This is a genomic window from Paenibacillus durus ATCC 35681 (assembly GCF_000993825.1).
Classification (GTDB): Bacteria; Bacillota; Bacilli; order Paenibacillales; family Paenibacillaceae; genus Paenibacillus_AQ; species Paenibacillus_AQ durus_B.
In genome coordinates this window covers 3,169,764-3,181,781 of the sequence record NZ_CP011114.1, presented here as the reverse complement: position 1 = coordinate 3,181,781, position 12,018 = coordinate 3,169,764, and the positions used below count along the sequence as shown (strand labels likewise).

9 protein-coding genes and 1 riboswitch are annotated in these 12,018 nt (G+C 53.8%); of the genes, 8 read left to right on the top strand and 1 reads right to left on the bottom strand.

The annotated features are described in order from the left end of the window. Positions 1–152 precede the first annotated feature (152 nt). A riboswitch (cyclic di-GMP riboswitch) is annotated at positions 153–250 on the bottom strand. A 198-nt stretch (positions 251–448) separates the two neighbouring features. After that, complete coding sequence (locus VK70_RS14740; RefSeq protein WP_025696638.1) at positions 449–1,177, bottom strand: TraR/DksA C4-type zinc finger protein; 729 nt, start codon at positions 1,175–1,177, stop codon at positions 449–451. 211 nt (positions 1,178–1,388) lie between these two features. On the opposite strand from VK70_RS14740, the gene lspA reads away from it, so the two are divergent. The 8 genes from lspA (at position 1,389) to carB (ending at position 11,971) form a co-directional block, all read left to right on the top strand. Beyond that, positions 1,389–1,901 (top strand): signal peptidase II, encoded by a 513-nt coding sequence (gene lspA / locus VK70_RS14735; RefSeq protein WP_025696635.1) that lies wholly within the window; start codon positions 1,389–1,391, stop codon positions 1,899–1,901. A 2-nt stretch (positions 1,902–1,903) separates the two neighbouring features. Beyond that, positions 1,904–2,863 (top strand): RluA family pseudouridine synthase, encoded by a 960-nt coding sequence (locus tag VK70_RS14730; protein ID WP_036641218.1) that lies wholly within the window; start codon positions 1,904–1,906, stop codon positions 2,861–2,863. A 129-nt stretch (positions 2,864–2,992) separates the two neighbouring features. Further along, entirely contained in the window at positions 2,993–4,246 is a 1,254-nt protein-coding gene (locus VK70_RS14725; RefSeq protein WP_025696632.1) for an LL-diaminopimelate aminotransferase, read from the top strand. A gap of 323 nt (positions 4,247–4,569) precedes the next feature. Beyond that, positions 4,570–5,151, top strand: a complete 582-nt coding sequence (gene pyrR / locus VK70_RS14720) for a bifunctional pyr operon transcriptional regulator/uracil phosphoribosyltransferase PyrR (RefSeq protein ID WP_025696630.1) — start codon at positions 4,570–4,572, stop codon at positions 5,149–5,151. Next, positions 5,152–6,060, top strand: a complete 909-nt coding sequence (locus tag VK70_RS14715; protein WP_025696629.1) for an aspartate carbamoyltransferase catalytic subunit — start codon at positions 5,152–5,154, stop codon at positions 6,058–6,060. 100 nt (positions 6,061–6,160) lie between these two features. Next, positions 6,161–7,441 (top strand): dihydroorotase, encoded by a 1,281-nt coding sequence (locus tag VK70_RS14710; RefSeq protein WP_025696628.1) that lies wholly within the window; start codon positions 6,161–6,163, stop codon positions 7,439–7,441. Between the two features lie 125 nt (positions 7,442–7,566). Further along, positions 7,567–8,745 (top strand): glutamine-hydrolyzing carbamoyl-phosphate synthase small subunit, encoded by a 1,179-nt coding sequence (gene carA, locus VK70_RS14705; RefSeq protein ID WP_025696625.1) that lies wholly within the window; start codon positions 7,567–7,569, stop codon positions 8,743–8,745. Positions 8,746–8,749: 4 nt separating this feature from the next. Next, positions 8,750–11,971 carry a carbamoyl-phosphate synthase large subunit gene (gene carB, locus VK70_RS14700; protein ID WP_025696624.1) on the top strand — a complete coding sequence of 1,074 codons (3,222 nt, stop codon included), beginning with the start codon at positions 8,750–8,752 and terminating at the stop codon, positions 11,969–11,971. Positions 11,972–12,018: the final 47 nt, after the last annotated feature.

The following is a 12,018-nucleotide window of genomic DNA, read 5'->3' as shown; positions in this document are numbered from 1 at the left end:
CACAAATTAAATATTGTTTGCCATGTTATCGATCCTTCGAAGTAAATCCGGCAGATCAGAATAACAAATAACAAAACCTGTACTCAAAACAGAGTACAGGTCGGTTGACAAAATTACCATCTAGGACGCTTGATGTACAGTCATCCCGGTTCTTCAGCAACCTGGCTGTCATGGTCTCAAAAGGAGGAATGAGACTGTAGATCCATGGCTTTGCGTCATTCCCTTTCGGAGAACTTTGCCCATATTGAGTTTATTATAAAAAGAATAATTTTCCCTTACAATATATTCCTAGCCCTGCTTTTGTCAACATATTTATATAGATAGGCTCGAAATTTGACGAATAGATTGATTTTCTATCTGCTAATAGATTTTATCTAGAAAGAAAGAAGGATAAAAGTCCTAAATTGAGCATAAAGACGCATTGTAAAAAAAGAAGCAGCCGTTGCGGCTACTCCTTCTCAATTTTAGCGTTGGGATCAAGCAGGTAATCGCCTTCTCCGCTGTCCATATAACTCTGGTATTGATGTCCTTTTACGACGGTCACATGATTGCCCGTTATGTCCGTGGCGATGAAATTTTCCCAGGGCTCGACGAAGCCGTCCGGATCATCAGCTTCGATTTCCATATCATTGTAAGAATCGATATTATTTCCCTCTGCCATCGCCGGCGTGTTAGAGGTGCCGAAGCTTTCAACGATCTGCCAGGCGTCCTCGCCGTCAAAACCGTTATATTCATGCTCGTCGAGACTGCTTCGCCCGAAAGGAGGAGTAAGAAATTGCTCTTCAACCGGGCGCGTATGCGGCTTTTCCTGGCGGGGGCTGTATTCCTTGGAGTAGCGTGTGGCGGGAAGAACGGCCAGGCGCTCATATGGAATCGGCTGTCCGCTTGCCGCGCAAATGCCGTATTTGCCTGTGTCCATCGCCTGAAGCGCGTCTTCTATATCCTTCAGTTCCAGTTCCTCGAGCTCTTGAAGCGAGATATCCATGGAACGATGATACAGGTCGGTTGCGACATCGCCGGGATGGTTGTCAATTTCGGTCAATTCGCCCGACATATCCCGCATGGAATCTTCAAGACCGTGATCTTCGTTCTCTTTAAGCCTGTGCCGGATATCGTCCCGCTGGCGGATAAGAAGGCCGCGCAGGTGGGCAAGCTGTTCCGAAGACAGGTGATTCATTAGCCTCGGCTCCTTTCCATATGCCGTTTTCCTTGTTAGGTTGGCCGATTGGCTGGGTTTTTACCGCTGGAAAATGATGCTTTTGAAAGTTAAGGCGCGGGGTGTGCCGCAATGGACGGGTTCTTAAGGCCTGTGCTACAATATACAAGTCTTTTATACACGTTTGGACCGCTTTCGGGCGGGAAAAATAAGAACGGAGTGACAAGCTGAAGTGGTGTACTATCTGATCGCGCTAATCGTATTTTTGCTTGACCAGGGAACGAAATATCTGATCTCCACGCGTCTTGAAATCGACGAACAAATTCCGGTGATCGGAAACTTTTTTGTTATCACATCGCATCGCAACCGCGGCGCCGCTTTCAGCATTCTGGAGGACCAGCGCTGGTTTCTCATACTGGTGACGGTTGTCGTCCTGATTGGGATCGTCTGGTATCTGAATAAAGTAAAAAGGACGCGGCGTTTGCTGCCCTTCGCGCTGTCGCTCGTGCTTGGCGGTGCAGTCGGCAACTTTCTCGACCGGGCGCTAACAGGCGAAGTTGTCGATTTTCTGCGGTTTAATTTCGGCAGCTATACGTTTCCGATCTTTAACGTGGCGGACTCCTGTATTGTCGTCGGGGTGGCGCTCATTATACTCGATTCCATTATGGATATGAGGGGCGGCTCAACTGAAGTGATTGAAGTGAAGGAAACAAGCGAGTCAGAGGAAAGGAATGAACAGAATTGAGTATGGACGCCCGTAATGAAGGGGCAGAAGGCGAAGCCGTGGATAACGATATCGTCGTCTGGACCGTTCAGGAGGAATACGCCCGAGAACGCATTGATAAATATGTAACCGAAGCTTGGGAAGAGGAAATTTCCCGCTCTCAGGTGCAGCAGTGGATCGAGGCAGGACATGTTACGGTAAACGGCAGGACGGTAAAAGCGAATTACAAGCTCTCTACAGGGGATTCAATCAGCGTGACGGTTCCTGAGCCGGAAACCTCGGAGCTGACGCCGGAGAATATCCCGCTGAACATCGCTTACGAGGACGCCGACGTGATTGTCGTCAACAAGCCGCGCGGCATGGTCGTGCATCCGGCGGCGGGTCATCCCTCCGGTACGCTGGTCAACGCTTTGATGTATCACTGCAAGGACCTATCGGGTATTAACGGCGAGATTCGCCCCGGCATCGTACACCGGATTGACAAGGACACATCGGGCCTCATTATGGCCGCTAAGAACGACGCCAGCCACAATTCGCTTGCCGCGCAGCTCAAAGCGCACAGCGTGACCCGGCGCTATTTGGCAGTCGTCCAAGGCAATGTGGCCCATGATCAGGGAACGGTGGATGCTCCGATCGGCAGAGACCCGCATGACCGCAAGCTCTATACGGTAACGGAGAAGAACAGCAAGACGGCGATCACCCATTTTACCGTGCTGGAGCGGTTCGGCGATTGTACTCTGCTGCAGCTTCAATTGGAAACCGGACGAACGCACCAGATTCGGGTACACATGAAATTTATCGGGCATCCGCTCGTCGGCGATCCCGTATACGGCCGGAGTAAAGGAATCTTTATGGAAGGCGGGCAAGCTCTGCACGCGGCCATACTCGGATTCGTCCATCCTTCCACGGAGGAATATCTGGAGTTTTCGGCGCCGCTGCCTGAGGATATGGAAGAACTGCTCGCCCGCCTGCGGAGCAGATAAGTACAAATCAACTGCTGATTTGTCCATTGTTTTGAAGCCGCTGTTACGTCATATTTAACAGTATAGAATGGATAGGCTGGGCGCCTGTTCATTGTCTTATATTCTAGAAGCAGGAGTGAGATCACTTTTATGAGCGTTGAACACTATCAGAATACGTATATCCAGAACAATTTCGCAGATCGCATCGGCGGAGCGAACTACGGCAAGGACACCAATATTTATAAATTTGAGAAGATTAAGCGCGCCAAGGCCTCGGCCAAAAAAGACTTCCCCGATATTGAGCTGATCGATATGGGCGTCGGCGAACCGGATGAGATGGCGGATGCGGGCATCGTCGCCAAGCTGGCTGAGGAAGCGGCCAAGGAAGATAACCGCGGCTATGCTGATAACGGAATTGCCGAATTCAAAGAAGCTGCGGCCAAATATCTGAAAGACGTATTTAATGTAGACGGTATTGATCCGGTTACTGAAGTTCTGCATTCCATCGGCTCGAAACCGGCGCTCGCGATGCTGCCTTCCGCTTTTATCAACCCGGGCGATATTACGATCATGACCATTCCGGGCTATCCGGTGCTGGGCACCCACACGAAATATTTGGGCGGGCAAGTCTACAATGTCGAGCTTAAGAAGGAGAACAACTTCCTTCCTGACCTGAGCTCCATTCCGGAAGACATCGCGTACAAGGCGAAGCTGCTCTACCTGAACTATCCGAACAACCCAACGGGCGCAAGCGCGACTCCGCAATTTTTTGCCGAAGTTGTGGCCTGGGCGAAGAAATACAATGTTGTCGTCATTCACGACGCCCCATATGCAGCGCTGACGTATGATGGTCTGAAGCCGCTGAGCTTCCTGTCCGTTCGCGGCGCCAAGGACGTTGGCGTAGAGCTGCATTCCCTCTCCAAATCTTACAATATGACCGGCTGGAGAATCGGGTTCGTAGCTGGCAATCCGCTGATCGTTAAGGCGTTTGGCGACGTTAAGGACAATAACGACTCCGGCCAGTTTATCGCGATTCAGAAAGCGGCGGCCTACGGTCTTGCCCATCCAGAGATCACAGAAGCGATCGCGGCCAAATATTCCCGCCGCCATAACCTGCTGGTGGATGCGCTGAACAGCCTTGGCTTCAAGGCGACGAAACCGAAGGGCTCCTTCTTCATGTACGTGGAAGCTCCGAAAGGCATCAAGGACGGACGCCGCTTCGAGTCGGGCGAGGATTTCTCCCAATATCTGATTCGCGAGAAGCTGATCTCCACCGTGCCTTGGGATGATGCGGGCGCGTTCGTGCGATTCTCCGTCACTTTTATTGCCAAAGGTGAAGAGGAAGAGCTGCGCGTGATTTCGGAAATCAAACGCCGCTTGAGCGACGTCGAATTTGAATTTTAATTTAATTGAAAGCAGAGCTCTCGTTCCGGTTATGGTGCGGGGGCTTTTTTCTTGGATATGTTGACACAGGCTGTCCATTCTGTCATAATTCATATGATAAATGAATAGCGCCTTTAATTCAGTCCCGTGAGGCTGGCAAGGTAACGTGAATCGAGGTTCGCGGCTTTTTGTAGGGAATCCGTCTGTCTATACGGAGCTCTTTTGCTGCGCGCCCATCATTCTTCTTCAATCTGCGGATTTCACTCCTTGCCTGCTTCAGGCAAGGAGTTTTTTGGTTTGGCGGCAGATCGGGCACAGGGCGCATGACCTGGAGGGCATGATTAATGATTATCGAAAAAAACGTCATTATGGACGAGACGGCGATTCGCCGGGCGCTTTCGCGCATTGCCCATGAGATCCTCGAGAAGAACAAAGGCATCGAAGATTGCATGCTGATCGGCATCCGCACCCGAGGTGTGTATCTGGCACGCCGGATCGCGGAGCGGATTAAGGAAATCGAAGGCGCAGATGTTGCATACGGCGAGCTTGATGTCACCCCTTACCGCGATGACTTGGAGCCCGGGAAGAATAATAATGCCAGCGACGGAGATTGTAACGAAAAAGGGACGCTGATCATTCCCGGCGGCGGTTCCGGCATTCGGGACAAAAAGATCATCCTGTTCGATGATGTTCTCTACACCGGACGCACGATTCGCGCGGCGATGGATGCGCTCATGGACTGCGGACGGCCGAGAATGATTCAACTCGCGGTTCTGGCTGACCGGGGTCACCGGGAAGTGCCCATCCGCCCGGATTATGTAGGAAAGAACGTGCCGACCTCAAGGCATGAGTCGATTGAAGTGGCGCTGAAGGAAGTCGACGGAATGGACGAAGTGCACATACTATCGAACTGGGAGGCAAAATAAATGATGACAGCTACCAGAGTGAAAGAACGCAGTCTGCTGGGACTGAAAGGGTTAGACCAAACGGAAATTGCCGCAATAATGGATAGAGCGGCATATTGGGATAAGCAGACTGAAAAAGTAAGCTCTGTGCTCGCTTCCCGGTTCGTCTCGAACATGTTTTTTGAGAACAGCACGAGAACCCGGTTCTCATTTGAAATGGCGGAGAAGCGTCTTGGCGCCCAGGTGCTGAACTTCACAGCCGCCGCTTCCAGCGTGGAAAAAGGCGAGTCGATTTACGACACCGTGCGCACCCTGGAGTCCATGGGCATCGACGCGGGCGTCGTGCGGCTGAAGCCGACCGGTGTGCTGGCCCAACTGTCGGAGAAGGTATCGATTCCGCTGATCAATGCCGGCGACGGCAACAACGAGCATCCGACGCAGGCGCTGCTGGACATGTATACCATGATCAAGACTTTCGGTGAAATCAAAGGCTTGACCGTATCGATCATCGGCGATATTATGCACAGCCGGGTAGCCCGCTCCAATCTGTGGGGGCTGACCAAGATGGGGGCCAAGGTGCAGTTCTGCGCACCTGATAATATGAAAGCCCCTGAACTTATGGAGCATGCGCCTTATGTCACGATAGATGAAGCGCTGAAAGCGGATGTGGTCATGATGCTCCGTGTTCAGCTTGAACGTCACGCGACCGGGATGCTGCAGTCGGCCGAGGAATACCGGCGGCAGTTCGGCTTGACGGAAGAGCGCGCCTCAAGATTAAGTCCGAATACGGTCATTATGCATCCGGCGCCGGTTAACCGGAATGTCGAGATTGACGATGCGGTGGTGGAAAGCACCAAATCGCTCATTTTTCCTCAAATGTCCAACGGTGTTCCAGTGCGGATGGCTGTCATCGAGAGAGCAATCCGCTAAGATCGAAAAGGCCGGGTTAATAAATATACACAAGAATGAATTTTTATTATATAATAACATAAGAGCCCGGATGGATCTGTCGCGGGCAAAAGGAGACAGCATGAACGTGATCATCAAAAATGCCAATGTTTTGAATGCCGACGGTGGTCTGGAACGCAAGCATATCAAGATTGAGAATGGCGTCATCTCGGCTGTCCTGAACGACAACGAAAGTTTCGCGGAAGGTCCCGAGACGATCGATGCGGCCGGAAAGCTGCTTGTTCCGGGATTCATCGACATGCATGTGCATTTGCGCGAACCGGGCTTTGAACATAAGGAGACGATCGAAACCGGCAGCCGCTCGGCGGCCAAAGGCGGATTTACGACGATTGCCTGCATGCCGAACACCAAGCCGGTTACGGACAGCCCGGAAATCGTACAGCTTGTTAAGGACAAGGCTCGCGAGGCCGGACTGGTCAAAGTGCTGCCGTATGCCGCGATTACGAAAGGACAGCAGGGACAAGAGCTCACCGATTTTGCCGCTCTCAAGGAAGCCGGAGCGATCGGCTTTACGGATGACGGCGTAGGCGTGCAGACGGCTCAAATGATGAAGGATGCGATGAGTATCGCGGCTTCCATGGATATGCCGGTAATCGCGCACTGCGAGGATAATTCCCTGGTCGTTGGGGCTCCGGTGGCCGAAGGAAGCTTTGCCCGCAAGCATGGGCTTAAGGGCATTCCGAACGAGTCGGAAGCGATCCATGTCGGACGGGATATTTTGCTGGCAGAAGCGACAGGCGTGCATTACCATGTGTGCCATGTTAGCACCGAACAGTCGGTTCGGCTGATCCGTCAGGCGAAGGAAATCGGCATCCGCGTGACCGCCGAAGTATGCCCCCATCATCTGCTGCTGTCTGAGGAAGATATCCCCGGCCTTGATGCCAACTGGAAAATGAATCCGCCGCTGCGCTCACGCCGCGATGTGGATGCTTGCATCGAAGCTTTGCTTGACGGAACCATCGACATCATCGTGACGGACCACGCGCCGCACAGCGCGGAGGAGAAAGCCAAAGGCATGCAGCTTGCGCCGTTCGGGATTGTCGGATTCGAGACGGCTTTTCCGCTGATGTATACAAAGTTTGTCGCCGCCGGCAAGATGGACCTTTCCCTGCTGGTCAAGAGAATGACCTCCGATCCGGCCCGCGTGTTCGGTCTAAGCACCGGCGTTCTGGAGCCGGGAGCCCCGGCTGACCTGACGCTGATTGATCTGGAGACGGAGAAGGAAGTCGATCCGAATAACTTTGCCAGCAAGGGACGCAATACGCCGTTTACAGGCTGGAAGCTTAAAGGCTGGCCGGTGATGACCCTCACGGACGGCCGTATTGTATGGAGTGAAGAATAAGAAGCGAACCGAAAGAACGAAGCGGGGTTCTTAGGCCTAAGAGTCGAAGGAACCCGAAGCAGACACTCCGGAGGTTAAGAACACATACAGTTTTGAGAATACAGAATGAAGAGGAGTGGACAGGAATGCAGGCAAGATTGCTGCTACAGGACGGAACGCTGTTTACCGGCACCGCATTCGGCGCAGAGGGCGAGAAGACTGGAGAGGTTGTATTTAATACGGGGATTACAGGATATCAGGAGGTACTGTCCGATCCTTCGTACTGCGGACAAATCGTGACCATGACGTATCCGCTGATCGGGAATTATGGCATCACTCGTGATGATTTCGAGTCCGTGCGGCCCTTCGTGCATGGCTTCGTCGTGCGCCGGCATGAGACGGTGCCGAGCAACTGGCGCGCCGAATACAGCGTCGACGACCTGCTGAAAGAGTACGGGATTCCCGGCATCAGCGATATCGATACCCGTATGCTGACGCGCATCATCCGCCACTATGGCACGATGAAGGCCATCCTGACCACTTCGACCAAGCCGGTGGAAGAACTGATGGAAATGATGAATGATACATCGATCGCCGAGCTGCGCAACCAGGTGGCCCGCACTTCCACTGCCAGCGCATACAGCAGCCCCGGAACGAAGGAGAAGATCGTGCTTGTGGATTACGGCGCCAAAACGGGGATTCTGCGCGAACTGAACAATCGCGGCTGCGATGTCATTGTCGTACCTCATAATGTTACGGCTGACGAGATCCGCCGCCTTAACCCCGACGGCATCCAGTTGTCCAACGGTCCCGGGGACCCCAAAGACGTTCCATATGCCGTTAAGACGATTTCCGAGCTGCTCGGTGAATACCCGATCTTCGGCATCTGCCTGGGCCACCAGTTGTTTGCACTGGCCTGCGGAGCAGACACCGAGAAGCTTAAATTCGGACATCGCGGCGGCAACCATCCGGTCAAGGAACTGGAAAGCGGACGCTGCTACATTACGTCCCAGAACCACGGTTACACCGTAAACGAAGACTCGGTAAAAGGTACGGAGCTTGAAGTTACGCATATCAACAACAACGACAAGACGATCGAAGGGCTGAAGCATACCCGCTATCCCGCTTTTTCGGTGCAATACCATCCGGAAGCGGCCCCGGGACCGCATGACAGCAGTTATTTATTCGACCGCTTCCTGGACATGATTGCGGAGCATAAGCAGGGTACTCCCGCCGTTTCCCGCCAGGCGCAATTTGCGGCGAACGCGCGGATCGTGGCTCCTACCCCGAAACAGCAGCTTGAAGCCGTGAAAGGAGCTTACTAAGAGAATGCCTAAGAACGATAAGCTTAAGAAAATACTCGTGATCGGTTCCGGACCGATCGTTATCGGCCAGGCAGCCGAATTCGACTACGCGGGAACCCAGGCCTGCCAGGCGCTCAAGGAAGAGGGCGTCGAGGTTATCCTTATTAACAGTAACCCCGCCACCATCATGACCGATACAAATATGGCGGATAAAGTATATATCGAACCGATTACACTTGATTTCGTGACCGGCATCATCCGCCAGGAGCGTCCGGACGGACTGCTGCCGACGCTCGGCGGGCAGACCGGCTTGAACATGGCCGTCGAGCTGGCCCGCGCTGGCGTACTGGAGCAAGAGAACGTTAAGCTGCTCGGAACCCAGCTGCATTCCATCGAGAAAGCGGAAGACCGCGACTTGTTCCGTGATCTGATGCGTGAACTGGAACAGCCCGTGCCGGAGAGCACGATTGTTACCACACTGGAGGAAGCGCTGGAATTTGCCACGGAAATCGGCTATCCGTTGATTGTCCGTCCGGCTTACACACTGGGAGGTACCGGCGGCGGCATTTGCGCGAATGAAGAAGAGCTGCGCGAGACGGTAAAAGCCGGCATCCGCTACAGCCCGATCAGCCAATGCTTGATCGAGAAGAGCATCGCGGGCATGAAGGAAGTCGAATATGAAGTGATGCGCGATGCGAATGACAACTGTATCGTGGTCTGCAACATGGAGAACTTTGACCCGGTCGGTGTGCATACCGGCGACAGTATCGTCGTGGCGCCTAGCCAAACGCTGTCCGACCGCGAGTACCAGATGCTTCGCAGCGCCTCACTGAAGATTATCCGCGCGCTGAACATCGAAGGCGGCTGTAACGTGCAGTTTGCGCTTGATCCGCAGAGCTATCAATACTATGTCATCGAAGTGAATCCGCGCGTCAGCCGTTCATCTGCGCTGGCGTCGAAGGCTACTGGTTATCCGATCGCCAAGATGGCGGCCAAAATCGCCCTCGGCTACACGCTTGATGAAATCATCAACCCGGTTACGGGGCAGACTTATGCCTGCTTCGAGCCGACGCTCGATTATATCGTCAGCAAAATCCCGCGCTGGCCGTTCGACAAGTTTATCTATGCGAACCGCAAGCTCGGCACGCAGATGAAGGCGACCGGCGAAGTGATGGCAATCGGCCGCACCTTCGAAGAGTCGATTCACAAGGCGATCCGTTCGCTGGAGATTGGGGTTCACCGGTTCAAGCTTCCGGGAGCGGAGCTGCTTGAGGATGAAGTGCTGAAGGCCCGCCTGGCGAAGCCGGACGACGAGCGCATCTTCCTGATTGCCGAGGCATTCCGCCGTGGTTATCAGCTTCAGGAAATTCAGGATATTACTCAGGTTGACTGGTGGTTCCTGGACAAAATCGAAGGCTTGATCGGCTTTGAGGACCGTATCCGCGAAGAAGAGAGCCTGACGGCTGAAACGCTGTACCAGGCGAAGCGTCTGGGCTTTACCGACCGCGCCATTGCCGAGCTGCGCTCGGAAGGTCAGCCGGGGGGCAAGCAGACAAAAGAAGCCGAAGTCCGGACGAAGCGTCTGGAGCAGGGGCTGAAGCCTGTGTACAAGATGGTCGACACCTGTGCGGCCGAATTCGAGGCGATCACCCCTTACTATTACTCAACCTATGAAACCGAGAATGAAGTCATTCCGTCCGATAAGCAAAAAGTGGTTGTGCTCGGCTCCGGACCGATCCGCATCGGCCAAGGCATCGAGTTCGACTACTCTACGGTGCATGCCGTCTGGGCGATCCAGAAGGCCGGATACGAGGCAGTTATTATCAACAATAACCCGGAGACTGTGTCTACCGACTTTAACACCTCCGACCGGCTCTATTTCGAGCCGCTGTTCTTCGAGGATGTCATGAATGTGATCGAGCAGGAGAAACCGATTGGCGTTATCGTGCAGTTCGGCGGACAGACGGCGATCAACCTGGCCGCTCCGCTTAGTGCGGCAGGCGTCAACATTCTTGGCACAAGCCTCGAAAGTATCGACGAAGCGGAAGACCGCAAACGGTTCGAAGCGCTGCTGTCGCGTCTGAATATCGCGCAGCCGAAAGGCAGCACCGTAACAACGGTGGAAGAAGCTGTGGGCACGGCTCAAGCGCTCGGCTATCCCGTTCTGGTGCGTCCTTCTTATGTGCTTGGTGGACGGGCGATGGAGATCGTCTACTCCGATAACGAACTTCTCAGCTACATGAAAGAAGCGGTTAAGGTCAATCCGGATCATCCGGTGCTGATCGACCGTTACATGCTGGGCAAAGAGGTTGAAGTCGACGCCATTTGCGACGGTGAAACGGTGGTTATTCCCGGCATTATGGAGCATGTGGAACGCGCGGGTGTCCATTCCGGCGACTCCATCGCGGTCTACCCTCCGCAGCATCTGGAAGACAGCCTGAAACAGAAAATCACTGATATTACGATCAAGATCGCTAAAGAACTGAAGACAGTCGGACTGGTCAATATCCAGTTTGTCATCTACCGTGGCGAGGTTTACGTCATCGAAGTAAATCCGCGCTCGTCGCGTACTGTTCCGTTCCTCAGCAAGGTGACTGGCATCCCGATGGCCCATCTGGCCACGAAGGTTATTCTCGGCGGCAAGCTGAAGGACGAAGGCTACAGCGAAGGGCTATGGCCGGAGAGCGATTATGTCTCCGTCAAAGTGCCGGTCTTCTCGTTCGCCAAGCTGCGCAGAGTAGAGCCGACGCTCGGTCCGGAAATGAAGTCCACCGGCGAAGTAATGGGCCGCGACAGACTGTATGCTAAGGCACTGTATAAAGGCCTGATCGGCGCGGGCATGAAAATCCCGACCACCGGCTCGATTATCGTAACCGTGGCCGACAAGGATAAAGCGGAAGCGGTCGAGCTGATGAAGGGCTTCCACAGTCTTGGCTACAAGATCATCGCTACGGGCGGCACTGCATCAGCGCTGGAAAATGCGGGCCTCAACGTCATGAACGTCAACAAGCTCGGCGAAGGCGAGCCTACCATTATCGACATTATTCGCAGCGGCCAGGCGAACTTCGTGTTCAACACGCTCACGAAGGGCAAGACGCCGGAGCGCGACGGCTTCCTTATCCGCCGCGAAGCGGTCGAGAACGGCATCGTCTGCATGACCTCGCTTGATACCGTAACGGCGCTGCTGCGCATGCTGGAGACGATTAATTTCTCCTCGCAGTCGATGCCGGCTTTTATCGGACAATAAGAATGGTGCGTATGGCACAGGGAATTACAGGAACGGTTTGCGTCAAC

Bases quoted from the DNA above. Each gene is read 5' to 3' on its own strand.
- carA (WP_025696625.1), top strand. From the start codon at position 7,567: ATGCAGGCAAGATTGCTGCTACAGGACGGAACGCTGTTTACCGGCACC.
- VK70_RS14715 (WP_025696629.1), top strand. From the start codon at position 5,152: ATGATGACAGCTACCAGAGTGAAAGAACGCAGTCTGCTGGGACTGAAA.
- carB (WP_025696624.1), top strand. From the start codon at position 8,750: ATGCCTAAGAACGATAAGCTTAAGAAAATACTCGTGATCGGTTCCGGA.
- VK70_RS14730 (WP_036641218.1), top strand. From the start codon at position 1,904: ATGGACGCCCGTAATGAAGGGGCAGAAGGCGAAGCCGTGGATAACGAT.
- VK70_RS14740 (WP_025696638.1), bottom strand. From the start codon at position 1,177: ATGAATCACCTGTCTTCGGAACAGCTTGCCCACCTGCGCGGCCTTCTT.
- pyrR (WP_025696630.1), top strand. From the start codon at position 4,570: ATGATTATCGAAAAAAACGTCATTATGGACGAGACGGCGATTCGCCGG.
- VK70_RS14710 (WP_025696628.1), top strand. From the start codon at position 6,161: ATGAACGTGATCATCAAAAATGCCAATGTTTTGAATGCCGACGGTGGT.
- VK70_RS14725 (WP_025696632.1), top strand. From the start codon at position 2,993: ATGAGCGTTGAACACTATCAGAATACGTATATCCAGAACAATTTCGCA.